At 53.1% G+C, this 23,582-nt stretch carries 20 protein-coding genes; 3 read left to right on the top strand and 17 right to left on the bottom strand.

Features of this window, described 5'->3' with window-relative positions; genetic code table 11:
• Window positions 1-32 precede the first annotated feature (32 nt).
• The 9 genes from D6M16_RS10280 to hemL form a co-directional block, all read right to left on the bottom strand.
• Window positions 33-1,028, bottom strand: coding sequence for an ABC transporter ATP-binding protein (locus D6M16_RS10280; RefSeq protein WP_120511699.1), 996 nt, complete (start codon window positions 1,026-1,028; stop codon window positions 33-35).
• 20 nt (window positions 1,029-1,048) lie between these two features.
• Window positions 1,049-2,017: an ABC transporter ATP-binding protein gene (locus D6M16_RS10275; protein WP_120511698.1), complete on the bottom strand. Its 969-nt coding sequence runs from the start codon at window positions 2,015-2,017 to the stop codon at window positions 1,049-1,051.
• Window positions 2,017-3,045, bottom strand: a complete 1,029-nt coding sequence (locus D6M16_RS10270; protein ID WP_120511697.1) for an ABC transporter permease — start codon at window positions 3,043-3,045, stop codon at window positions 2,017-2,019. Before D6M16_RS10270 ends, D6M16_RS10275 begins: the two co-directional genes overlap by 1 nt.
• 2 nt (window positions 3,046-3,047) lie before the next feature.
• Window positions 3,048-4,037: an ABC transporter permease gene (locus tag D6M16_RS10265; protein WP_120511696.1), complete on the bottom strand. Its 990-nt coding sequence runs from the start codon at window positions 4,035-4,037 to the stop codon at window positions 3,048-3,050.
• 140 nt (window positions 4,038-4,177) lie between these two features.
• On the bottom strand, window positions 4,178-5,851 hold the full coding sequence (locus D6M16_RS10260) for an ABC transporter substrate-binding protein (protein ID WP_120511695.1): 1,674 nt from the start codon (window positions 5,849-5,851) through the stop codon (window positions 4,178-4,180).
• 826 nt (window positions 5,852-6,677) lie between these two features.
• A complete protein-coding gene (locus D6M16_RS10255; protein WP_205576847.1) occupies window positions 6,678-10,115 on the bottom strand; it encodes a hybrid sensor histidine kinase/response regulator in 3,438 nt (1,145 codons plus the stop codon).
• A 285-nt stretch (window positions 10,116-10,400) separates the two neighbouring features.
• Window positions 10,401-11,441 carry a 16S rRNA (guanine(1207)-N(2))-methyltransferase RsmC gene (rsmC, locus tag D6M16_RS10250; protein ID WP_120511694.1) on the bottom strand — a complete coding sequence of 347 codons (1,041 nt, stop codon included), beginning with the start codon at window positions 11,439-11,441 and terminating at the stop codon, window positions 10,401-10,403.
• A gap of 95 nt (window positions 11,442-11,536) precedes the next feature.
• Window positions 11,537-12,619 carry an AI-2E family transporter gene (locus D6M16_RS10245; protein WP_120511693.1) on the bottom strand — a complete coding sequence of 361 codons (1,083 nt, stop codon included), beginning with the start codon at window positions 12,617-12,619 and terminating at the stop codon, window positions 11,537-11,539.
• Window positions 12,620-12,839: 220 nt separating this feature from the next.
• Window positions 12,840-14,135, bottom strand: a complete 1,296-nt coding sequence (gene hemL / locus D6M16_RS10240; protein ID WP_120511692.1) for a glutamate-1-semialdehyde 2,1-aminomutase — start codon at window positions 14,133-14,135, stop codon at window positions 12,840-12,842.
• A gap of 194 nt (window positions 14,136-14,329) precedes the next feature.
• Between hemL and erpA the strand changes: the two genes are divergently transcribed.
• Window positions 14,330-14,671 (top strand): iron-sulfur cluster insertion protein ErpA, encoded by a 342-nt coding sequence (erpA, locus tag D6M16_RS10235; RefSeq protein WP_120511691.1) that lies wholly within the window; start codon window positions 14,330-14,332, stop codon window positions 14,669-14,671.
• A gap of 77 nt (window positions 14,672-14,748) precedes the next feature.
• On the opposite strand, the gene D6M16_RS10230 is transcribed toward erpA, so the two are convergent.
• A complete protein-coding gene (locus D6M16_RS10230; RefSeq protein WP_120511690.1) occupies window positions 14,749-16,077 on the bottom strand; it encodes a peptidoglycan DD-metalloendopeptidase family protein in 1,329 nt (442 codons plus the stop codon).
• Window positions 16,078-16,215: 138 nt separating this feature from the next.
• Here D6M16_RS10230 and tyrS point away from each other — a divergent pair, with 138 nt between their 5' ends.
• Complete coding sequence (gene tyrS, locus D6M16_RS10225; RefSeq protein ID WP_120511689.1) at window positions 16,216-17,403, top strand: tyrosine--tRNA ligase; 1,188 nt, start codon at window positions 16,216-16,218, stop codon at window positions 17,401-17,403.
• A gap of 52 nt (window positions 17,404-17,455) precedes the next feature.
• Here the strand turns inward: tyrS and D6M16_RS10220 are convergent, their stop codons facing one another.
• From D6M16_RS10220 to D6M16_RS10210, 3 genes are read right to left on the bottom strand one after another with little or no spacing between them, the layout of a single operon-like run.
• A complete protein-coding gene (locus D6M16_RS10220) occupies window positions 17,456-18,049 on the bottom strand; it encodes a flavodoxin family protein (protein WP_120511688.1) in 594 nt (197 codons plus the stop codon).
• 14 nt (window positions 18,050-18,063) lie between these two features.
• Window positions 18,064-19,050 (bottom strand): questin oxidase family protein, encoded by a 987-nt coding sequence (locus D6M16_RS10215; protein ID WP_120511687.1) that lies wholly within the window; start codon window positions 19,048-19,050, stop codon window positions 18,064-18,066.
• 23 nt (window positions 19,051-19,073) lie between these two features.
• Window positions 19,074-19,490, bottom strand: a complete 417-nt coding sequence (locus tag D6M16_RS10210) for a VOC family protein (RefSeq protein ID WP_120511686.1) — start codon at window positions 19,488-19,490, stop codon at window positions 19,074-19,076.
• Window positions 19,491-19,654: 164 nt separating this feature from the next.
• Between D6M16_RS10210 and D6M16_RS10205 the strand changes: the two genes are divergently transcribed.
• Window positions 19,655-20,251 (top strand): DedA family protein, encoded by a 597-nt coding sequence (locus D6M16_RS10205; RefSeq protein WP_120511685.1) that lies wholly within the window; start codon window positions 19,655-19,657, stop codon window positions 20,249-20,251.
• 5 nt (window positions 20,252-20,256) lie between these two features.
• On the opposite strand, the gene D6M16_RS10200 is transcribed toward D6M16_RS10205, so the two are convergent.
• The 4 genes from D6M16_RS10200 to mtnN all read right to left on the bottom strand — a co-directional run bounded on the left by D6M16_RS10200 (window position 20,257) and on the right by mtnN (window position 23,540).
• Window positions 20,257-20,871, bottom strand: a complete 615-nt coding sequence (locus D6M16_RS10200) for a TRIC cation channel family protein (protein ID WP_046219046.1) — start codon at window positions 20,869-20,871, stop codon at window positions 20,257-20,259.
• Between the two features lie 136 nt (window positions 20,872-21,007).
• Window positions 21,008-21,886, bottom strand: coding sequence for a vitamin B12 ABC transporter substrate-binding protein BtuF (btuF, locus tag D6M16_RS10195; protein WP_420812218.1), 879 nt, complete (start codon window positions 21,884-21,886; stop codon window positions 21,008-21,010).
• Entirely contained in the window at window positions 21,883-22,839 is a 957-nt protein-coding gene (locus D6M16_RS10190) for a cobalamin biosynthesis family protein (RefSeq protein WP_120511683.1), read from the bottom strand. The genes btuF and D6M16_RS10190 overlap by 4 nt, the downstream gene beginning before the upstream one ends.
• Window positions 22,839-23,540 carry a 5'-methylthioadenosine/S-adenosylhomocysteine nucleosidase gene (mtnN, locus tag D6M16_RS10185; protein ID WP_120511682.1) on the bottom strand — a complete coding sequence of 234 codons (702 nt, stop codon included), beginning with the start codon at window positions 23,538-23,540 and terminating at the stop codon, window positions 22,839-22,841. The genes D6M16_RS10190 and mtnN overlap by 1 nt, the downstream gene beginning before the upstream one ends.
• Between the last annotated feature and the right edge of the window lie 42 nt (window positions 23,541-23,582).

The following is a 23,582-nucleotide window of genomic DNA, read 5'->3' as shown; positions in this document are numbered from 1 at the left end:
ATGTTCGCTGCAGTAAGTTCTCGACGTTGCAATCAGCTATCGAACAAATAGCAGCGGACAAAATGGTTTTCCGCCAGCTGCGTGACTTCCGGCAGGCGTTGACGGCACTGCTCGGTCGCGTGAACGCAACGCCCTGCAAACGGACAACCGACACTGTCTGGTGTCCACAGCGGAATATCCCCTTTGTTGCCTGCTAACGGCTCATGGATCGACTTGCTGGGGTCCGGCACGGCTGACACCAGCAACTGGGTGTAAGGGTGCTGCGGGCGATGGATGATCTCTTCGGTATCTCCCCATTCGACCATGTGACCGACGTACATCACGGCCAGATCTTCAGCGATATAGCGTGCGGTGGCGATATCGTGGGTGATATAAAGCAGCGCCATCTCGCGCTCGAACTTCATTTCTTCCATCAGATTAAGCACACCGGCACGGATAGACACATCCAGCATGGAGGTCGGCTCATCGGCCAGCACCACTTCGGCCCCAACCGCGATATTGCGGGCCAGGTTGACGCGCTGACGCTGACCGCCGGATAACTGGTGCGGGTACTTTTCGGCGGTGGCTTTGGGCGGGATCAATCCCACCTGCTCCAGCAGATCGTAAACCCGTTCTTCCAGCTCTTTTTTATTGCCCCGGCTGACCTTGTTGTGGATCAGTAAAGGGCGAGCCAGGTGGTGAAAGATGGTATGGGTCGGGTTGAGCGATCCGAACGGATCCTGCCAGACCATTTGCACCCCCTGACGGTACTGCATCAGCTCGCTTTTCTTGGTGATGTCCTGAATATCACGGCCAAAATATTCGATAGCCCCGGAAGTGGGCTCGTACATTTTGGCGATCATTTTTGCTGTTGTGGATTTACCGGAACCGGATTCTCCCACCACCGCCAGGCCGCGGCTTTTGTACATTTTGAATGACACCTGATTCAGTGCCCGCATCTTGGATTTTTTCAGCGAGTTACTGTTGACCGAAAAGTCTTTGACCAGGTTCTTCCCTTCGATAATGGGTGTTCCGACTGGATTGCTCATTTTGCCTCCGATCCTTCTTGTTATAACTTGTTGTACAGGTGGCAGTTGCTAAAACGGCCGGGTTCCAGTTGGCGAAGCTGTGTGCTTTGCGAGAAGCAGGCGTCGTGCGCTTTGCTGCAGCGCGCCTGAAATCGGCAGCCCTGAGGCACTTCCAGCAGGTTGAGCGGGTTGCCCGGAATGCCGGTCAGACGGGTCTTGGGCCCGGTCAGTGGTGGAAACGAGCTGCCCAGACCCTGGGTGTAAGGGTGGTACGGGGTTTCCAGAATCTGCTTTGACGGCGCGACTTCGACCAGTTCACCGGAATACATGATGCCGATGCGATCGGAGAACTCGACCATCAGAGACAGATCATGGGTGATGAACAAAATGGCGAAACCGAATTCTTCTTTCAGGGCATAGATCTTCTGCAGGATCTCGCGCTGGACTACCACATCCAAGGCTGTCGTCGGTTCGTCCATGATGATCAGCTTGGGGTTGAGTGCCAGCGCAATGGCGATCACCAGGCGCTGGCGCATACCGCCAGAGAACTGATGCGGGTAGTCACTCAGTCGATCCGGGTGGATATCAACGATTTCCAGCAATCCCTGAGCGCGGCGTACGGCCTGCTCCCGGGTCATGTTGGTGTGGCGCATGATCACATCACAGAACTGCTCTTCCATGGTCAGTACCGGGTTGAGGGCGTTCATCGCACTCTGGAAGACCATAGACACCTCACTCCAGCGAAAGCTGTTGAGCTTCTGGTCGCTGAATTTCAGGATGTCACCGTGGCCGTCGAACAGCACTTCACCACCGGTAATAAACGCAGGCGGCTTGTGCAGACGCATCAGGGAAAAGGCAACGGTGGATTTACCACAGCCAGACTCACCTGCCAGCCCGAACACTTCACCTTTACCAATGTCAAAGCTGACATCGTTGACGGCGCGGACATCACCGGCGTCGGTAATATAGTCGACGCACAGGTTGCGAATTGAAATTTGTGGAGTCGTCATTACTTCTCTCCTCCTTGCAGTGCAGGCTTAACGGTCGTCGCGGTGGCAGGCTGTGCCTGTTGGTTTTTCTTGGCCATGTTCTGCCAGCGGCGCAGGCCTTTGTGCGAACGCAGCTGCGGGTTGGCAATTTCATCCACGGCGAAGTTCAGCATCGCCAGTCCGATGGCAATCAGCGTCAGGGCCACACATGGCGCCAGCAGTTCCCACCAGGCACCAACCAGCATGGAAGAAGAAGTCTGTACGTTGTACAGCATCAAGCCCCAGCTGATAGAGTTCGGATCGCCCAGGCCGAGGAATGACAGGGTGGCTTCTGTCATGATGGCGAGCATTACAGAGCCGATGAAGCTGGCGCCGATAATCGAAATCAGGTTAGGCAGAATTTCGACAAAGATGATGCGCCAGGAAGATTCCCCAAGAACTTCAGCGGCTTTGACAAATTCTTTTTCGCGCAGCGACAGGGTTTGCGCCCGGACCACACGTGCGCCCCATGCCCAGGAGGTCAGGGCGATGACCACAGCAATCGTCAGCGGTCCGGCCTGGCCGATAAAGGCGGCGATAACGAACAGAATGGGCAGCTGGGGCATCACCAGCATGATATTCATCGCGGCGGTCAGTGTGTCGTCAATCCGGCCGCCAAAGTAACCGGCAGACACACCGATCACTGTTGCCAGGAAGCAGACCATCAGGCCGGCACCGAAACCGACGGCCAGAGAAGTACGGGCGCCATACACCAGTTGGGACCAGATATCACGACCCATGCGTGAGGTGCCCAGTACATGATCGGCTTTTTTCGATAACCGCAGGGTACGACTGTTATCGGCCAGATTCTGTGCCACCCAGCTGTCGGGATCGTTTTGAGCGGCTTTCACGATAAAGGCCGGGTACTCGTGCGGATTACCGGTACGGCGGTCAGGCTCATGTTTAGTGATCAAAGGGGCAAACACAGCGGCCAGGATAAAGACACTGATAATGATTAAGCCGGCCAGTGCTTTATTGTTGTTTGAGAGTAGTTTGATTAAACCTTTCATGATTATTTGCCTCCCTTACGCAGGCGAGGATCCAGTGCCACGATCAGCAGATCGGCCAGGAAGTTAAAGAACAGCATAAAGAGCGTCATGATCAACAGCTGACCTTGCAGTACCTGATAGTCGCGGGCGTGAATGGCATTGAGCATCACTGTGCCCAGGCCCGGATAGTTAAAGATGATCTCGACAATCAGCTGACCGCCAATCGCCATGCCCAGCGCCATGGACAGTGCTGTCACGCTTGGCAGCATGGCGTTACGGGCGGCATAGTTGAAGACCACACGGTTTTCATTCAGTCCCTTGCCTTTGGCCATGGTGATATAGTCTTCGTTGAGCAGGTTGATCATGTTATTACGCATGCTGATCAGGAAGCCGCCGATCTGAATGGCTGTGGCACACAACAGCGGCAGAACCGCGTGATAGAGAACGTCTTTATAGAAGGCCCAGCTGGTCCAGTCAGGCAAGGTGCCAGGCGTGTAGGCGTAGCTGGTCGGGAACCACTTCAGACCAAGACCGAAAGTGAACAGCACCAGCATAGCGATAACCACAGGCGGAACCGCCTGGATAACCAGCATACCGGGAGACACAAAGGCGTCATATTTACTGCCGCGTTTCCAGGCGGCGAAAATACCCAGCACAGAGCCAATGCAGAAGGCCATGATGACAGCGGAACCGGCCAGGAACATTGACCAGCCGACTGCCCCGCCCAATATTTCAGTCACGGTCTGCGGATAAAATTTGATTGAAATACCCAGATCCCAGTTGAGGATACTTTCGATATAGGTGAAATATTGTTGGTACCAGGCCTGGGCTTCATCAAAACCAAGCAGTTTTTTCATTGCTTCGATACGCTCGGCAGTCACCTGAACGGAAGCATTGGCAAACATCATAGTCACCGGATCGCCGGGCATTGCCCGGGGAATTGCGAAGTTCAACGTGGCTGCAAACAGCAAGGCAACCAGGTAGAACGATAAACGACGTAGAAAAAATCCCATAACTCACACCTTTCCCAACCAGTGACTTACGACTCTGGGCTGAACTCTGGACGAAAAACCCCCTGACGCCAGGCGCCATACTTTACATAGTGCGGGGGAAGAGGCGGTGCGCAGAACACGCACCGCAAATTAAGCAATAATTATGATTTTGGTTTCAGGTCAATCACTTGAAGCAAGCGCTCTGGAACACCAGCCCAAACCATTGGACGGCCGTTCGGATGCTTCTCGTTCCACCAACCCGTGAAGCGGGTGGTGTTGTACTGGAACATATCAGCACTGGACATCACAGGAATGGTGATCTGATTTTCAGCAATGATTGCCTGAATCTGATGTGCCATTTTCTTCTGCTCGTCTTTGTTTGCCGTTTTGTAGAAACCATCCAGCAGTTTGTCTAGCTCGGCATTCTTAAAGAAGTGCATGGCAAAACGTGGGTTTCCTTCGCCCTGCAGGCGGGAGTTGTAACCACTGTTCCAGTACAGATGCGGATCCGCACCGTGGAAGTAGTTGGTGTACGCCACATCATACGTCCCTTTGATCATGCCTTCGTTGTATACAGCGAAGTCAGGGGTACGTGCGTTAGCCTTGATGCCGGCTTCCTGCAGTTGCTCAACCGCCAGTTGTACTGTGTTGTTGAAGTCGGTCCAACCGTTCGGAGACTGGACATCCAGTTCAATTTTCTTACCGCTTGGTGTTTCAACGAAACCGTCACCATCGATGTCTTTAAAGCCGGCTTTTTTCAGCAGTGCTTTGGAGTTCTCAAGGTTGTAGGTGTTGAAATCTTTGTACTTGTTGTAAACCGCAGAGTCAGACCAGGCTTTGAAACCTTCACCCAGACCAGACGCAAAGTGGTTTGGTGTACCGCTGCCATAGAAGGCAATGTCGATAATGGTTTGACGGTCAATCGCCATAGAGAAAGCACGACGGAAGTCTACGTTGTTGATGGCTTCGTTGTTACCTTCTTTTGGTGACTTGAAGTTCAGCATGAAGGCCTGGGTACCAGACGCCGGATACCAGTATTTGTGGTTCGGGTTAGAGGCCGCGTAAGTGCTGTCGATGTCCGGAATGAACGAGGAAGTCCAGTCCAGCTCAGAGGCAATGACTTTGCTCAGCAACTGGTCATTATTGGCAATCTGAGGCATACGAAGACAGTCAACATCCAGGTTATCGTTGTCCCAGTAGTGCGGGTTACGGCACTGGATGTACAGCTGAGGTGTGAAAGTGTCGACTTCAGTAAACGGACCTGTACCAACCGGGTTTTCGTTGGCAAACGTTTCAGGCTCTTTCACTTTGCTCCAGATGTGCTCAGGTACGATAGAAACGAAAGACATTTCATAAGGTACGTTGGAGTTGGCTTCAGTCAGATCGAAAGTGATTTTATTGCCGTCAACTTTTACATCTTTCACCCACTTGATGATACCGCGCTGGTCAAGTGCCGGGTGGTTCTTCAGCAGCTCATAGGTGAAGGCCACGTCTTTGGCTGTAAAGGGTTTACCGTCTGACCATTTCACGCCGTCACGAATCACAAAAGTGACTTGCAGCAGGTCGTCAGACATATAGAAGTCTTTCGCCAGACGCATTACAGGCTCGTTGCCATGCATCTGATTGAAAATGACCAGTTGCTCATAAACGAAGTCTGTAGTGGTACGCAGATTGGTTTGCAGATATGGGTTGAAGTTACGCACCAGAGTCGGATAAAAATCGGGCACGATTGTCAGCTCACTGCGCTCAGCACTCATCGCAGGAGAAGTCATGGCAGCGGCAGCCGCGGCCAGGATGGCAAGTGTTACCTTTGTTTTCTTTATGTTGGCAAGCATAGCTGTTCCTTACTCTTTGCTTTGTAGGGTTTACATTTCACTTAGGTTCCCCTCCATCTATGGTGGGGCTGGTAATCCACTCTGGACCGGTTGAGTAAAGCGACCTGATTCAGATGGCCTGTGGACACTCAGTGCCCTAAGGAAACGACTTCAGGCGTGAATCGTCAATTGCATTGCACGTTAAAAACGTCAAAAACGCTGCGCTTACTGTCAAAAACGTAAAAATCGCCCGCCATTCTACGCTAAAACACCAGCGTTCCTACCCTTTAAACGAATTGATAACTATCCTCATGTGAGTGCTTGCTATTGAAATATTTCATTATTATTAATGGCTTGGGTTTTATTTTCAGAAAAGGGATCACTGAATTGGAACCTAAAAGCCCTTATTTTCAAACGGAAATTTTTTGTGAAGATTTTGTTGTGATTGGCGTCTCATATCATGAAATTTATCATTAGCTGCCCCTGATTTGTTGCGGTTCAGGCGATTTTTTCATCATCACCTGGTGGCAGTTTGTACTTTATGCTGGATGAAAAGTAAGCTTATTTTTCGTCACGAGAATTAACTGACGGACGGCTTTGTGGGCGAGAAGTCCGCATGGTGCAGTGCACAGAAGCGAGCGGGTGAATGGCTGCTGATGCAGAGGCTGAGGGCGACGGAACATACATTGTGCCTTTTGTGTCTGACCGCTCAGCGACAGCACTTGGTCTGGCTTCGGGCACAGTGAGGGGGCACCCGGTTGCCGGGATTCCCGCTGCTGCGGGAATCTGCATGCTTGATAAATGCGTCTTGCGGGAGGTGTGTCTTACTCTGGTGGCGGAGGTTAACTCACTGGCTGATCATGCGCTGCAGCCGGTTGCGCTGCGCTGTGAGGGCCTCTTTTTCCTGGCTCGCTTTGGTACAGCGTTCCAGAACAAAATCCAGCGTGTTGAGAACAGTGCGCCAGCGCGGTGTTTTCGGCAGGGTTTCCAGCTGTAAATATTTGTCCAGGGTGCGTGTTTGCAGCGTGCTCCTGTCCAGGTACACGCGCCACAAGCCGCTTTCTTCTGCCAGATCAAATTTGGTTTTTCCGGTGGATGTTTCCCAGAACTGCAGGCAGTCTTTCATCACATCCACCAGCATTTGTCTCAGCTGATCAGCTTTATCCGGCTGAGCGTGATCCAGCCTGTCTGCCAGCTGACTGAACTCGCCCCCCATATCGCGTAAACGCTGCAGGCTGTGCTTGTCGCCATCTGTGGCGAAGCCCGAGAGCACATCAACGGCATTTTCCAGTAACGCAATGCGTTGTACTGAGCTGGGCCCCTGACTGTCAAAGATAAACATTTGGCTGAGCCCGGACTCGGCAGGTAGCTGGATCAGATCGGTCGTCAGCGTCTGCTTGCCATCTTGAATCCGATAGGTCAGTTCGCCGCTGTAATGGCGGTTCTGTTCGATATCCTCCGGCAGCTGGGTCAGCAGCAGATCCTGAACCGACAGGCGTTCCAGCTGTTCCGGTGCGCGCTGAAAGAGCTGGCCGGCAGCATTATTGGCATAACGGATACGGCCATCTTCGCGGGTACACAGGATGGCCTCGCTGGTGGATTCGAGCAGACCCAGCAGGCGAGTCTGGGTATCAAGCAGGGCCTGCTGTACTTGTTCACGGTGGCGGATTTCCTGCTGAAGCCATTGATTTTCAGTGCGCTGTCTTTCTGTCTGGGCGGCTTGCAGGTGGGCCCGGATCCGGGCGGTCAGCTCGTCTTTATTAAAGGGTTTGGTCAGGTAGTCGTTGGCACCGAATTCAAAGCCTTTTACCCTGTCCCGTACTTGGCCTAATGCCGACAGCATGATGACCGGCAGTTCAGTCAGACTGTAACGGGTACGCAATTGCTGACACACCTCATAACCGCTCATACCCGGCATCATCACATCAAGCAGCACCAGTGACGGTTGATGCTCTTCCATCAGGCTGAGGGCTTGCTGACCGTTTTCCGCTGTGATCACACGATAGCCGGCAATGCGTAAAAAACTGGTGACGACCTGTAAGTTAACCGGTTCATCGTCGACGACCAGTAAGAGTTCGCCATCAGGGTTATCGGGCAAGTCATCAATATTGACCGTATTGGCATCCTGGCGCGGCGCCTGGAAATGGCCATGTTGCGGCGCGCTGAGCTGGCTGCGGGCAATGTCCTCTTTGGTGGCCAGTGGCAGGGTGAAGCTGAAGGTCGTCCCTATCATAGGCTGGCTGCTGACATACAGGCTGCCGCCCATCAGTTCGATCAGCTGACGGCTGATGGACAGTCCCAGTCCGGCTCCCTGGTGATAATTGGCCGAGCCAGTGTTGGCCTGCACCAGGGGTTCAAAAATGTGCTCCAGTTGCTCTGCAGGTATGCCCTGACCGGTATCGACGACCTGAATGCGGACCTGACTTTCCAACACAGTGGCGGAAAGGATAATTTTGCCTTCTGAGGTGTACTTAATGGCGTTGCCCACCAGGTTGTACAAAATCTGTTCCAGGCGTTGTTCGTCAGCAATGACCAGAGGCAGATCCGGCGGGATCTGATTGATGATACGCACCGGCTTGCCATCGAGCAGGTGTGCCGACAGTTCAAGCACTAAACGGTTGGCCGCGGCAAGATCGACCGCGTGGGGCTGGATATCAAGATCGCCATACCGCATTTTGTGATAGTCGAGCAAATCATCGACCAGCTTGGTCAGGCGCTGACCACTGCTGATGATCATATCCAGCTGACGTTGCTGATCCGGCTGGATTGGCCCATTGGCACCGGCCAGCATGGCTTCGGCGATGCCGACCATGCCATGCAGCGGGGTGCGCAGTTCATGGGAGGTGGTGGCAAGAAATTCGTCTTTGAGCTTGTCTGTGGCCTGCAGCTCTTCGTTCTGCTGCTGGATGACAGCCAGATTGTGTTCCAGTTCGGTATTTTGCTCGCGGATCAGGGTGATTTTTTCGCGAATCGAGCGTTGCATTCTGGCAAAGCTGATCGCCAGACGGCCAATTTCATCACGGCGATCGGTTGAGGTGATCTTTTGATCCAGATCGCCGGCTGAGACTTGCTCGGCGGCCCAGGTTAAACGCAGCAGCGGGGCAGTAATGTAATTAGACAGCCAATGCGCCGTGATGGTCACCAGTATGACGGCCCCCAAAATGGCAAGGAGAAAAAATTCCTCCAGCTGATGAATGCGGGAGAAAGCTTCCTGCTCAGGCAGCTCAACCACCAGGGCCCATTTGTTGCCGAGCACGTCAATGGGCGCATACGCGCTCAGTACAGGAATATTGTTGTAGTTCAGTAAGCTGCCAACACCAGCCTGGCCTGCCAGCGCATGATCAATACCGGCACTGGCCAACTCTGCCGGTAAATCACCGTCGTTGGGCAGGCGCAGATTATGATCCTGTCCGATAAGCAGCGTCTGGACGTACTGATTGGCCTCACTGCTGCTGGACATGACGTCGGCAATGGTGCGGTTGCTGAGTTTAAAGAAAGCGTAACTGTGCAGGTAACCATGCTGAATAATAGGGGCAGCGAACCAGGCCGTTGCTTCCCGGTTATCGCCATCGGCGGCAAAATCGGTAAAGGCGATAGGCATTTTTTCCGGTTCGCGCTCACCGGTTTCCCTGTGACTATCACGAGATTGCTGATCTCTGAACTGAGCGGTCAGGTTTTTTATGGTGTCATAGGTCTGGCTGAGCGCTGGGTATTGCGAGCTGTCGGTACGTAAACTGGCCGCAAACAAATCCGGGCTGCGGGAGGTATAAACCACATTACCATCAAGATCCACCAGCATCAGGTCACTGAAATCAGAGCGTTTGAGATATTCCTCATAGGCCCAGTGGTAACGTTTGTAGATCAGGCGATATCTTTCCTGAACGATAAAATCAGGGGAGGTGTTATCGACCTCGCTGGACGGTGGCCGCGAGATCAGGGTACGGCTGAAGTATTCGCCGTTGGTGGCGCCTTTGCTGAGCCGGTTGATGTCCCCCAACTGGCGGAAGGCACCGACTATGCCATAAAAGCGCCCACCACTGGCATTGGCCAGTTCAGAGCGAACAAAACTTTGTATTTCAGATTCTTTGGCGGTAAAAAAGGCACTGAGCTGCTGGCGTTTGTTATCGCGCAATGAAGCCAGGTGGCTGGTACTTTGTTCAGCCAGATCCCGGGTGTGTGAATGCAGGAAAAACAAAGAAGACAGGGTGAGCGGGATCAGGCTCAGCAAAAGGAAAGCTAGCATCAGAGTATGCTGGAGACGTTTAAAACGGGTGGTATTTTGCATGTCCGGCTGACCTTTGATCTGCTGATACAAATCTGTCTGTGATGCTATCAAAAGCGCTCACTGGCATTTTTGCCAAAACGCAGCCAGCCGTTTTGACGGCGAACAGGCAGTTTACGCGGGGCTTTTGCAGCTGAGTTACCGTTTATACTGAGTTTTTTTTTACAATCAAGGAAGTCATGGATGAAGCGTGTGCTATGACACAATTTTGACGGATTTGACGGAGTTTGCTGCTATAGAGCGGAGATTTCAGTGCCTGCCATCCTAAAAGACGGCAGGCAAACTGACTTATTTTTTTGCGTGATAAATTGAGAACTTATTGTTTCTGGCGCGAATATCATAGCTTCCCAGACAACGTTCCAGCAGCGGGGGATATTGCAGAAAGTTATTGGCAACTATGATCAGCTCCCCGTCAGCGGCCAGATGGGCCGGAGACTGTTCGATAAACTGCTCTGTGGCAGCGTAAAAGGTCTTCAAACCGGCGTGGAAGGGCGGATTGCTGATGAGAAAGTTGTATTGTTCCGGCAGCGAATGGTAGACATCGGTGGCAATAAAACTGCCTTCAAGGTGATTAACACGGAAAGTCTCTCTGGCAGAAGCAATCGCCAGGGCACTGATATCGGCCAGATCCAGCGTGATATCCGGATAACGGGTTTTCATCACCGCGCCTATAACGCCAGCGCCGCAGCCAAAATCCAGTACACGTCCGGACAGATCCGGCAGGTTGTCGACCAGAAGGCGGGATCCCTGATCAAATTCACCCAGGCTGAACACTCCCGGCAGAGAGCGAATAGTGAGTGTGTGCTCACCGATAGTCAGGGTGTAACTGCGGAACCAGTCCTCAAGCTTGAATGCCGGCACCTGATCCTGACAGCGCCCCCAGTAGAAACTGCACCGGCGTGCCGTGTCGTATTTGTTGAGCGGGCCGTAGGAGGCAAACATTTTTTCGGCACTGCGAACACCACTTCGGTTCTCGCCCACAATGCAGATTTCGGTTTCCGGGCCACAGTGCGCCAGCAGCATCGCCAGCAGATACTCGGCTTCGGCTTTGGCTTTCGGCCAGTAGAGCAGGATCATGTCGACACCCCGCGCATCGTCGGCGGACAGCTCCGCGCCGAAATGGCTGGTGATCTTACTGGAACGGCTCAGGCTGAGGTGCTGGCCATAGTGGGTGGTGAAGACTCGGACGCTACTGGCCACGGCCGCCAGCTCTATCGGGTAGAGATCGTCCAGTTCTCCGGCTACCAGCACATGGCGATCGGTAAAAAAGTCGATTTGACGGGCAACTACCTGGCTGGCAGCACTATAGGTCGACGCATTGGAAGACATGAGAGCCTCTGTGGTGATTCGGATTCCGGGCGCGAATTGTTCCACAATTCCAGCCATATGGAAAGGCAGCCGTGAATTCGGCTGCCAGTGAATGACTAGCTGTGATCCTGTTGGTCGAGAAAGTCTTTAAACTCGGTTTCATAGAGTTTAAACAAGACTAGAGTAACCGCGAAAATGATAGGGCCGTAAATCAGGCCAATCAGACCAAACAGATGCAGGCCGCCCAGAATAGAGAAGAAGATCAGCAAGGTATTCATGCCCGAGTTGCCCTGCATCAGCAGCGGACGAACGAAGTTGTCGATAGAACCAACCACAATAATACCCCAGGCGATCAGAAATACCGCCCATTCCCATTGGTCGATCAGCAAGAGATACAACGAAGCAGGTAACCAGATCAGTGCCGTACCGAACACGGGAATGAAGGAGGCAAAGGCCATCATGGAGCCCCAGAAAAGCCCGGGGAAACCGGCCAACCACATCGCAAAGCCCCCGGCGACACCCTGTGCCAGCGCTGTCAGAAACGATCCCATGACCGCGGATTTCGCCACCTGTTCGACTTCTGTCAGCAGGGCATCTTCCTGGCTGCGCGATAAAGGCAATACATGACGCAGGGTGGCCACGATTTTGTCGTGATCACGCAACAGAAAAAAGAGCACAAATAACATCAGCAGGAAGCTGAGCACGAAGTTAGTCGCATCACCCAGCAATTTGGCACTGATATTCAATAACTGCGTTCCCAGCTTGGAGGCCGCCGAGGCCAGCTTTTGTACGATAGATTGCACATCCAGACTTTCAAACGGTGACCATTTATTGATGGTATGCAGCACGGTTTGTGCATAAGGATGTGACAGCACTTCTTTCGGACCGCCTGTTGTCAGCCAGGCGTAGCTGTCTTTGGAAAAGGCGGAGCCTTGCTGAACAATGGAGGCAAAGACAATCAGCACCGGAATGACAATGATAAAAGTCAGTATGGTGCAGGATAAAATGGCAGAGCGGTTTGGCTTGCCTAAGCGGTTTTCGATTCTGGCATGCAGCGGATAGAACAGCAGAGAAATGATAAAGGCCATCACGATTGGGCCGAGGTATGGCTCAATCAACCGGTAACTGGCATAGGTGGCCACTGCCAGCGCAGCCATGAGCATCCAGTGTCTTGACTGGACTTGAAAAGGTTTTGGCACGGGATTGTCCTTCAGCAGATTTGCAATCTGTTTATCATTGCATCAGGTTGAGGTGCTGGCAATGCTCTCTGCGAGTGTTTCTTTGATATTTCAGTGACATCTGTTCTGAACACACCGATGTTTAAGTCAGAAAAAGAGGCAGACAGCTGAAAGTGTAAAGGGCAGGCAAAGAAAAGGGCAGGATTTTTCCTGCCCTTGCTGAATCAGAATAAGCTGAGCGTTATTGTGCTTCTTGCGCCAGGGTGGCAAACGCGTATTCTGCCGCTTCCAGCGTAGCGTTGATTTCTTTCTCGCCGTGCGCCAGAGACGTAAAGCAGGCTTCGAATGCCGAAGGCGCCAGATATACGCCTTTTTGCAGCATCAGATTGAAGAAACGTTTGAATCGTTCCACATCACAGCGAGCAACATCCTGGTAGCTGTGCACGTTTTCCTGATCGGTAAAGAAGAAACCGAACATAGCACCGACCTGGTTAGTGACCAGCGGGATACCGTATTTGTCAGCCAGCGCCTGAAAGCCTTCTGCCAGACGCTGCGTGGTTTGCGCCAGACGTCTTTCATTGCCTTCCTGAGTCAGGATTGTCAGGCAAGCATAACCGGCAGCCATGGCAACCGGGTTACCCGACAGCGTACCGGCCTGATACACAGGGCCGGTTGGCGCAATATACTGCATGACCTCACGGCGGCCGCCGAACGCGCCGACAGGCATACCGCCGCCTAGGATTTTACCCAGAGTCGTCAGATCCGGTTTGACGTCGTAGTAAGCCTGAGCGCCGCCGTGGGCGACACGGAAACCTGTCATCACTTCATCCAGAATCAGCAGGGCACCAAACTCGTCGCAGATCTCACGCAGCCCCTGCAGGAAACCCGGTACAGGTGGAATGCAGTTCATGTTGCCAGCCACAGGTTCCACTATAATGCAGGCAATTTGCTCTGGGTGTTCAGCAAAGGCTTCACGCACGGATTCCAGGCTGTTGAAGGTGCAAGTGAGCGTGTGCTTGGCAAAATCGGCCGGAACACCCGGCGAGCTTGGCTGGCCTAAGGTCAGAGCGCCGGAACCGGCTTTTACCAGCAGGCAGTCAGCATGGCCGTGGTAGCAGCCTTCGAATTTGATGATTTTGTCGCGGCCGGTGAAACCACGGGCCAGACGAATGGCGCTCATGGTGGCTTCTGTGCCAGAGCTGACCATGCGCACCATTTCCATGGATGGCACCAGCTTGGAGACCAGTTCCGCCATGGTGATTTCCATCTCGGTAGGTGCACCGAAGCTCAGACCCTGACGGGCGGCATCGATCACCGCGTCGCGGATGGCGACATGGTTGTGGCCAAGGATCATAGGTCCCCAGGAGCCGACATAGTCGATGTAAGCTCTGCCATCGGCATCAAAAATATAGGCACCGTCGGCACGCTCAATAAACAGCGGATCGCCGCCCACGCCAGCAAATGCGCGGACCGGAGAGTTGACCCCGCCAGGAATGGTGTGTTGTGCTTTGGCAAATAATTCAGCCGATTTGCTCATGGTTCTTTCCTGTAATCCTTGGTGATAAGGGCGCTATTGTACGTAAATGCGAATTCAATGGCGAGAGGGCATTTTTATTGATCTGCACACTTATACGAAGCGTTTGTGGTCAATACTTGAACGCAGCAGTCAGGTATTAGATAATCGTTTCAAAGGTCAGTTGACCAACATGAAGATGAATTGAGAGGTTGCTAATGAGCGATGCCAGTTTCCCGCTGAACTTTTCGGATGTTGCAGCGAATAAGGTGAAAGCGCTGATAGCGGAAGAGGAAAACCCTGAGCTGAAATTGCGTGTGTATATCACAGGTGGTGGCTGCAGTGGCTTCCAGTATGGTTTTACCTTTGACGAGAAAGTCAACGAAGGTGATATGACGATTGAGAACAGCGGCGTGACCCTGGTGGTTGACCCTATGAGTCTGCAGTATCTCATTGGCGGCACAGTGGATTATACCGAAGGGCTGGAAGGCTCCCGTTTCTTTGTCAATAACCCGAATGCCACCACCACTTGTGGCTGCGGTGCATCCTTTAGCGTGTAAAGAGCCGTTACACCTGATGCAAAAAAAGCCGTCACTTTAGGTGACGGCTTTTTTGTTTGCTCTTTTTTATCTGAAAATCAGCTTCTTGACGGTATTAAACTGGCATTGTTATTGGTGGCCAGTAATTGTCGCAGTTGAGTTAGCTGAGCCAAACGCTCGCTGGCCTGCTGCTTGAAGGCAGCTTTGTCTTTACCTTTGAGCGAATCAGACTGAGGCAGAGAAACAGTTCTGGGGTTCTTATGTACCCCGTTAACCAGAAACTCATAATGCAGATGAGCCCCGGTTACCCGGCCACTGCTGCCCAGTTTACCGATTGTCTGCCCCTGTTTAACTCGCTGGCCGGTTTTGACCAGGCGCTTGCTCAGGTGCAGATACTTGGTGACATAGGTAGAGCTGTGGCGGATAAAGACGTAATTACCGTTAAACTGATTGTAGCCGGATTTCATCACCACACCGTCACCGGCCGACCAGATAGGCGTTCCTACCGGGGCGACATAATCGGTGCCGCGGTGTGCTTTGACCTGACCGGTCACCGGGTGCAGACGGCGCGGGTTGAAGTTGGAGCTGACATAACGGAAGTTCACCGGTGAGCGCAGGAAGGCTTTTTGCATCGCCCGGCCATCCGGATCGTAATACTTACCATCAATACTGTTTCTGACGGCAGTGAAGGTCTGGCCCAGGTTGGAGAAGGTGGCGGCCAGAATGTTACCGCGACCAATCGGCTCGCCTTCGACATAGCGTTCTTCAAACAAGACAGAAAAGGTATCGCCTTCACGGATATCCAGGGCAAAGTCGATATCCCAGCCAAAAATACCGGCGATCTCCATGATTTGGTTCGGCGTCAGACCGGCATCCGCGGCGGCGTTCCAGAAGCTGGAGGTGATCACCGCCTGGGCAAAATTGAGCTGGGTATCGACCTTTTTGATTTCAGTTCTGGAATGGAAGGTATCACCCTTGCGTGTGATGTAGAGGGTCTCTGTGGCATTGATTGGCTGAATTAACTGAATCAGATCTTTTTTGTCGTCCAGTCCGAACCGCAGTTTGTCGCCTGGGCGTAATGTGATCAGAGATTTGGTGCCTTCATCCGCATTGATCAGGCGGTACAGTGTGGCCGGGCTGAGGCCGACCTTATCAAATACCAGCGCCAGACTTTCACCTGGCTTGATCACATGCTCCGTCCAGGTCAGCGGGGGCGGTAATAAAGGGGGAGTGATGCCGGCTGCCTGCAGCTGAGGCCCGTCAACCTTGATGTCGAGCGGATAGAGTTTGCCGATTTCAAACTTTTGCTCAGGCTTCTCCATCTCTTCTGCGCCCGGCAGCAGGATCAGCAGTACAGTCACCGCACTGATAATGGTGATGAGAATCTGATGTATCCTTGGCAAACGAGAAAATTTTGATATTAGCATTTGATAATTATTTTGATGATTTTTGCGCATAAGAGAAAAATAAGACAAGGCTAAGTCTAACTGGTTTCAAAAAACATCGCTATTCAAGTAATATTGCCCTTTATCATATTTATGCCAATTTTGTGGGAGTGAACAGGAATGGCCAGCATTGAGCATGCGTTAGCGGAAATTAAGCGCGGGGTCGACGAACTGATCCCGGAAGAAGAGTTGATTGCCAAACTGAAGGAAAATCGTCCTCTGCGAATCAAACTGGGGGCGGATCCGACAGCGCCGGACATTCATCTGGGCCACACTGTCATCCTTAATAAGCTGCGTACCTTCCAGGAACTGGGCCACGAAGTCACTTTCCTGATTGGTGATTTCACCGGTATGGTGGGTGATCCTACCGGTAAGAACACCACACGTCCTCCCCTGACCCGTGAAGATGTACTGCGCAATGCCGAAACCTATAAAGAGCAGGTTTTCAAGATTCTCGACCCGGCCAAAACCAAAATTGAATTCAATTCTACCTGGTTGTCTGAGTTGGGCGCCGAAGGCATGATCCGCCTGGCTGCCAGTCAGACGGTTGCTCGCATGCTGGAGCGTGATGACTTCAAAAAGCGTTACAACGAAGGTCGTCCAATTGCTATTCATGAATTCATGTATCCGTTGCTGCAAGGCTATGACTCGGTGGCAATGAACACTGATGTAGAGCTGGGCGGAACGGATCAGAAGTTTAACCTGCTGATGGGCCGTGAGTTGCAGAAGGCGGAAGGCCAGAAACCTCAGGTAGTGCTGACCATGCCGCTGTTGGTGGGGCTGGACGGCGTGAAGAAGATGTCCAAATCTGCCCATAACTACATTGGTGTGGCTGAAGCGCCGACTGAGATGTTCGGCAAAATTATGTCGATTTCTGATGAGCTGATGTGGAATTACTATGAACTGTTGTCCTTCCGTCCGCTGGAAGAGATTGAGCAGCTCAAGCAGGAAATGGCGAATGGCCGTAACCCGCGCGATGTGAAAATTCTGCTGGCGAAGGAAATCATTGCCCGCTTCCACTCTGAAGCGGATGCTGATGCGGCAGAGCAGGATTTCATCAACCGTTTCCAGAAAGGGGCGATGCCGGATGAAATGCCTGAGTTTGAATTTGCAGCCGGGGTGGCGATCGCTAACCTGCTCAAAGATGCCGAGCTGGTCAATTCGACCTCTGACGCATTGCGGATGATCCGCCAGGGCGCGGTAAAAATTGACGGCGATAAAGTGGACGATACCAAGCTCGAGCTGTCCGCAGGCACTGCGGTATATCAGGTCGGTAAGCGCAAGTTTGCCCGTATTACCCTGAAATAACCCTTTGCCATCCCTGAGAGAAGGCGCCATTACGGCGCCTTTTTTGTGCCTGTCAGGCCAGAGACGGCACAGGCGCGCTGATGATTGCCGACTGGGTTTGCAGAAGTGCCGCCACCCGCTGGCCGAGATGGTCTGCGGTTTTCAGGTCGGCGTGACTGAGTTGTCCGGTCGGGGTGTGACCACTGGCGCCCAACTGGCGGCCCATCGGATTGATGCTTTTGTCGTCATAGCCGTTGGGCATATCCATCCCGACCCACAACATGCCATGCTGCATGGCCAGCACGAACAGATAATTCAGGGTGCTGTCCTGCTCGCCACCCAGACTGCCGCCGACGGTAAATCCGGCGGCCAGCTTGTTACGCCAGCCTTGTCCGCTCCAGCTGTCGCTGCTGGCATCGGCAAACGCCTTGAACTGGGCGGCCGGGCCACCCATATAGGTCGGACTGCCAAAGACAATGGCATCGGCCTGTTGCAGGCTGGTAAAAAGATCCGGGTCGCTGAAACGGCCGTGCTCAATATCTTCACCGGTAATGCGGTAGCGTATCACCTGAATACCGGGCTGTGTTTTGGCACCCTGTGCGATCGCCTCGGCCATCTGGTGGGTTGCGCCTGAGCCGGAATAGTAAACCAGAGCAATTGTTTTCATCGATTGTTCCTTCATTATTCTTCGTGGGTGGCCAAGCGCATTTGAATGGCCGACAGATAGTCGTTGAACTGAAACGTCTGATACAGGCGGCTGCAGCTGTAAGTCAGCTTGATACTGTGATCGTCCGACAAGGTGGCAACTTTGCTAAACCAGCCTACCCAGTCCGGCTCAATGTCGTTTGGCTGCGATTGGTTCGGGAACGGACGATTCTGCGTGGAGCAGAAAGCTGCAACATACGCCTGCCAGTAGTAGGCCAGTGCCAGCCGACGATCCGGCAGGAAAGGCATGAGTTGCAGTAAGGCATCAAAGCCGGTGACCCCGTGCAGCAGGGTAAAGTCGTTACTTGCCAGATAAGCGCCAATGGTGAGGCGGGCAATATCCGCTTCTGTGAGATCGTCAGGCACAGCGGCGATGGACCGATAAGCAGATTGATGAACCACTTCATTAACGCGATCAACTATGATGCCAGGCTGAAACGCATAATCTCTGAAAGCCTCGTACGCTTGTTCGAGCTGAGTTTCAGCCTGATACTGATCGGTGAAATGCAGTTCACCTAAGGCCTGATACTCACTGGCCCAGTAGGCAAGTGAAACGGCAATTTCATTGGGTTCGCCCGTTTCTACGGCATAGCTCAGGCGGATCAACCCGTGAAACGCGCTGCTGGCAAGGCCAGGCAGCAGCACAGGAAGCCATTGCTGTAGCACAGAGACGACACCCTGTGCCGCGATTTGCTGGCGAAATTGCGGGTAAAATACCGTGAAACTGTCGCGCATGCCCAGTTCAGGCACTGTTTCCTGCATTGGGTTTTCCCGACGGATTGGCTGCAGTTGCGCTGTGTATGTCTGATAAAAATGCTGCAGTTGTAATGGACTGGCCCCGCAACGCGCCAGAGCGACCAGTGCCATGGGCAAATGATTCGACAACTCAGGCCCGTAGATGGGGTCAAATTGCAATCCCTTGTCAATCAAAGCCAGACATTCGGAGGGGATGGGCGCATACATTTTATGATCTCCTGTCCTGAGGGTTAAAGGGCGTAATCATTGCGCTGCAACGGGTCGTTACTCAGATACTGGGTGAACTCCCATTCAATACCGTCCCTGTCATAAAAGTAGATCCGCTGGCGCCAGGGGTGACTGGTTTCCAGCTCATTTTCCCGGTAACCGGCACTGAGCAGCCGCTCACGTACCTGCATTACGTCGTCAACCACCAGACCGATATGGTTGATCCCCAGATCCCGGTAAGGCGTGCGATCGATCTGATCGCGAGCAACCACTTCCTGCAGCGCCAGATAAGTGTCTTCTGTACCGATATGACACCAGCGGTGTGTGGGTTGCTGCCCCTGATGGCGAACTGAGAAGTCCGGAATAGCGGTTTGCAGAAATGCTATGGTGCTTTCCAACTGGCGGACGGTGAGGTTGGCATGTTCAACGTAGGGTTTCATGGTGCCTCCTGGCTTTAGCGGTGTTCTTATTAGTAAATCATTTTGTTTACATATTAGTATGAAATCTAGTTAAGTAAAGTTTTTTGTTTATTTATGTGTGGGAGAAACTTTCTTACAACTGTGTTTGGGTATAGCATCAAAGTAATCCCACCGAGGAGAAGTTCATGCAGGAACTGGTGCAGGAATTATCACCACTGATCGAGCAATACGGTTACTTAGTGCTGGCACTGGCGGTTGCCATTGAAGGACTCGGGGTACCGGCTCCCGGCCAGTCTCTGCTGATCGTGGCCAGTTATCTTGCAGCGAGCGGTGCGCTGTCTTTGCCGTCTGTATTGCTGGTGGCGGGAACGGCCAGCTGGTTAGGAAATACAGCAGGCTATGTGCTGGGATCTATGCTGGCCCGGTTTGTTGAGCGGCGAGGATGGACTAAGCCTGCCTCCTTAATCAAAGTGCATGCTTTTATTGATAAATATGGTGTGATTGGTTTGATCCTGAGCCGTTTTCTGGAAGGGATGAAACAAGTCATCTGCTTAGGCTGTGGCCTCGCTCAGATGCCCTGGCCCCTTTTTCTGACAGGCAACACCCTGGCGGTGGGGATCTGGTTGCTGGTCTTCGGCTATGGGCCGGCTTATTTTTATGAAGAAATCGGACAGGCGGGCCTGTTTTTCCAGCGTCATCAGTATGCTTTATGGATCTTAGCTGTGATTGTAGGGCTGGCGTTGCTGCTGAAATTGATCCGCAAGCGCCGCCCTACCAGTTAAGTCCGCTAACTGTTTCTCAGTGAGAAAGTCGGCAGTGACAGGTGCCAGCGGATGGCCGCCAGCCGAATTGACAGGGTCGTTGCAATACCGCACAGACTGGCGGCCGCGGTTTCCAGTCCAAAATGCAGTCCCACTGTGTGGACAATACCGCCCAGAATACAGGCAGTGGCATACACTTCGGTTCTTAAGACCATAGGGACTTCACGGGCCAGTACGTCACGGATCACTCCGCCGCCGCAACCTGTGATCACACCCATAATCACGGCCACCATAGGTGAAGCACCAAAACGCAGGGCTTTTTCCACCCCAATGGCGACGAAAACGGCCAGACCAATGGCATCGGCAACCGGCAGGAAATACCAGGGCATTTTACGGGGGTTCTGGATCGCCAGCATAGCCAGCAGACAGGTTGCAAAAATCACCCACAGGTAATTGGTGTCTGTGATCCAGAATACCGGCGTTGCACCCAGCGCCATATCGCGGATAGTTCCACCACCGATGGCAGTGACACAGGCCAGCACCACGACCCCAAACGGGTCCATCCTTAACCGGCCCGCCAGTAAAATGCCGGAAATGGCAAATACAGCGGTGCCAAACATATCAAGCGTGTAAATCAGCATAGTGTCCCTGCACACAACCAGTGATTAAAAACCGCGCCACCCTGACTGAAGGGGCCGAGCTAAAAAGCGCTGAGATTGTACGGTGAAATGTAACGCACACAACCGATAACTTTGTCTTTGTGAGCTTATTCACATCCTATCGTTGGTGATTTTTGCGCACTTCATCCAGTTGCTTACAAATTTCTTGAGCGGCCAGCAAGGCTCTGGGGGTGGGCCGGTTCAGCCAATCGGCCTGAGTCTGATAGAGATGCTGATCCCGGACGGCGGGCAATTGTTCGCGCCAGGGCAACCAGAGACTGAAGGCGTTGGCATCCGGGCCCGCACTGCCATGGGGGGTGAATATCGCCTCGGGGCGGCGGACTATCACTTGCTCTTTCGACACCTGCGGGTATGCCACTGGACTGTCGGCAAAAATATTTTCGCCGCCGCAGAGTGCGAAAATCTGGCTGGGCCAGTTATCGCCGGACATGCTCATGAGCGGCGAGATGCCCAGCTGGTAAAAGTAGCGTACCGGTTTTTTATGCCCGTATTGCTGATTCAGCTTCGTCATGGTCTGACGGAAATCCGAAGCGGCCTGAATGGCTATGCTCGGATCGTCGGCAAAAGTGCCGAGCGTTTCCAGGCTGTCCGCAATGGCATTGAGCGTGGTGGGATGAGAATAAAAGATCCGGATGCCCAACTGTTCCAGTTTTGCCATTTCTCTGGGTGGGTTGCCGCCTTGCCAGGCCAGCACGAGATCAGGCTTCAGGGCCAGGATGCGTTCCAGCTTGATGCCCCGGTAATTCGCGACCCGCTCCAGTGCCAGGGCTGGCGGCGGGTAGTCGCTGTAATCGCTGGCAGCGATAAGTTTGCTGCCCAGTCCGGCGGCATAGGCCAGCTCAGTGGTGTGCGGCGCAAGACTGATAATACGCTGAGGCTTGCTGTCAGTGGCCTGTGCTTCTTGGGCGTATACTCGAGTGACGATGAATGTCAAAGGGAGCAGCAAGGCAAAAACGAACGGTCGGCACAGATTCACAATAGGCTTCCCATCAGAAACATGAACACACTTTGCAGTGCCACCCAGATCCATAACCGCTGTTGCAGCAAACGATCTATTTGCGATAAATGCAGGGCCGCAGGTGCAATGCGCCCACCGAGCCGCGGACGTTCCAGCTTGCTGGCATCATAGATAGCCGGACCACCTAAGGCCAGCTGCAGCTTATGGCCGGTGGCGGTGAGCAGCCAGCCCGGGCCGGGTAATTGCCAGTTTTCACCTTGCTCACGCAAGCCGCGAAAAGCGTCACGGCTGTTCTTGCCCACACTGATAGCCACGGCCAGCAGACGCAGTGGGACAATATCCAGTGAGGCCAGAATACGTACCGCAGGCAGTCCAAAGTACTGATATTGCTTGCGACTGGGAGACCAGCAACGCGCCAGGCTGACAGCCAGGCGGTAGAGGATGGCGCCAAAGCCGCCTGCCACCGCGTACCAGAACAGAACGGCAGCCACCTGGCGGCCATAACTCAGCAACTGGGTTTCGGCACAGGCTTTACCCAGGCCAAGCAGTGACAGCGTGTCAGTGTTTCGGTTAAGCGCGACAGAGAGCTGTGCTTTGCAACTGGCCTTATCTTCCCGGCTGTAGGCTTGAATAAAATGCTGGCTGAAGCGACGGCTGTCACGCCAGCCCAGTGCTATCCACAGCAACACCAGATGAAACAGACTGTCTATCCAGACCAGCTGATAGAAGGCAATTAACAGGATCAGAATTGTCATCCACATCAGTGACCAGGCCAGCGCACCGGATAATATCCGCTGGCGCGGTGTATCTGTGGCTTTGTTCACTCTGGCCGCCAGCTGAATGGCAATCTGTTGCCAGCTCAGCAAAGGATGGATGCTGGCTGGAATGGGCAGCAGCCAGTGTAATGCCAGCGCTCCCCACATCGCCAGCAGGGTTGGATGTTGACTGAGGAGCACAAGCAAATCGTTCATTAGCGGTTAAGCAGCTCCGCCATTTTAACCACCATGGCGGAAGAACTTTTTGCCGCCAGCGGCAGAAATTCTTCGAAACTCATCGGCGATTCTTTATCTGCCACGTCTGAGATAGCCCGCACGACGACAAAAGGTACCTTGAACTGATGGCAGGCCTGCGCGATGGCTGCGGCTTCCATTTCAACTGCGATTACCTGTGGGAAGTGAGTCCGTATGCGTTGCTGCTGTTCTGCGCTGCACACGAATGCATCGCCAGTGCAAATCAAGCCGCGCACTGCGTGGGTGGTTTCATCCAGCTGAGCCAAAGCTTGCTCTGCAACCTGCATCAGTTTTTCGTCAGACTGGAAAGCGGCAGGTTGCTGCGCCATCTGGCCTATCTCATAACCAAAGGCGGTGACATCGGCATCGTGGTAACGCACTTCGGTAGAGATAACCACATCACCGACATTCAGGCTGCTGTCAAAGCCACCGGCTGAACCTGTATTGACGACCAGATCCGGCTCGAAAATTTCCAGCAAAATGGCAGTACCCACGGCGGCCGCGACTTTACCGATACCGGACTGAAGCAAGACAACTTCCGCCCCATTGAGGGTGCCGGTATAAAAGGTGCAGCCACCTTTTTGCAAAGCAGTACAGTTGTCGAGCTGGTTTTTCAGGATCACGACTTCCTGTTCCATTGCACCAATAATGCCGATTTTCATTTATGTTATCTCTTTCTTAAAGTGAACCTTACGGTGATTGGA

The organism is Photobacterium salinisoli, assembly GCF_003614885.1.
In the GTDB taxonomy this organism is placed as follows: domain Bacteria; phylum Pseudomonadota; class Gammaproteobacteria; order Enterobacterales; family Vibrionaceae; genus Photobacterium; species Photobacterium salinisoli.
Note: the sequence above shows the minus strand (reverse complement) of the source record. Positions and strands in the feature narration are given on the sequence as shown.

Coding starts and splice junctions, on each gene's coding strand:
- D6M16_RS10280 (WP_120511699.1), bottom strand. CDS start 1,028: ATGAGCAATCCAGTCGGAACACCCATTATCGAAGGGAAGAACCTGGTC.
- D6M16_RS10275 (WP_120511698.1), bottom strand. CDS start 2,017: ATGACGACTCCACAAATTTCAATTCGCAACCTGTGCGTCGACTATATT.
- D6M16_RS10270 (WP_120511697.1), bottom strand. CDS start 3,045: ATGAAAGGTTTAATCAAACTACTCTCAAACAACAATAAAGCACTGGCC.
- D6M16_RS10265 (WP_120511696.1), bottom strand. CDS start 4,037: ATGGGATTTTTTCTACGTCGTTTATCGTTCTACCTGGTTGCCTTGCTG.
- D6M16_RS10260 (WP_120511695.1), bottom strand. CDS start 5,851: ATGCTTGCCAACATAAAGAAAACAAAGGTAACACTTGCCATCCTGGCC.
- D6M16_RS10255 (WP_205576847.1), bottom strand. CDS start 10,115: ATGCAAAATACCACCCGTTTTAAACGTCTCCAGCATACTCTGATGCTA.
- rsmC (WP_120511694.1), bottom strand. CDS start 11,441: ATGTCTTCCAATGCGTCGACCTATAGTGCTGCCAGCCAGGTAGTTGCC.
- hemL (WP_120511692.1), bottom strand. CDS start 14,135: ATGAGCAAATCGGCTGAATTATTTGCCAAAGCACAACACACCATTCCT.
- erpA (WP_120511691.1), top strand. CDS start 14,330: ATGAGCGATGCCAGTTTCCCGCTGAACTTTTCGGATGTTGCAGCGAAT.
- D6M16_RS10230 (WP_120511690.1), bottom strand. CDS start 16,077: ATGCTAATATCAAAATTTTCTCGTTTGCCAAGGATACATCAGATTCTC.
- tyrS (WP_120511689.1), top strand. CDS start 16,216: ATGGCCAGCATTGAGCATGCGTTAGCGGAAATTAAGCGCGGGGTCGAC.
- D6M16_RS10220 (WP_120511688.1), bottom strand. CDS start 18,049: ATGAAAACAATTGCTCTGGTTTACTATTCCGGCTCAGGCGCAACCCAC.
- D6M16_RS10215 (WP_120511687.1), bottom strand. CDS start 19,050: ATGTATGCGCCCATCCCCTCCGAATGTCTGGCTTTGATTGACAAGGGA.
- D6M16_RS10210 (WP_120511686.1), bottom strand. CDS start 19,490: ATGAAACCCTACGTTGAACATGCCAACCTCACCGTCCGCCAGTTGGAA.
- D6M16_RS10205 (WP_120511685.1), top strand. CDS start 19,655: ATGCAGGAACTGGTGCAGGAATTATCACCACTGATCGAGCAATACGGT.
- D6M16_RS10200 (WP_046219046.1), bottom strand. CDS start 20,871: ATGCTGATTTACACGCTTGATATGTTTGGCACCGCTGTATTTGCCATT.
- D6M16_RS10190 (WP_120511683.1), bottom strand. CDS start 22,839: ATGAACGATTTGCTTGTGCTCCTCAGTCAACATCCAACCCTGCTGGCG.
- mtnN (WP_120511682.1), bottom strand. CDS start 23,540: ATGAAAATCGGCATTATTGGTGCAATGGAACAGGAAGTCGTGATCCTG.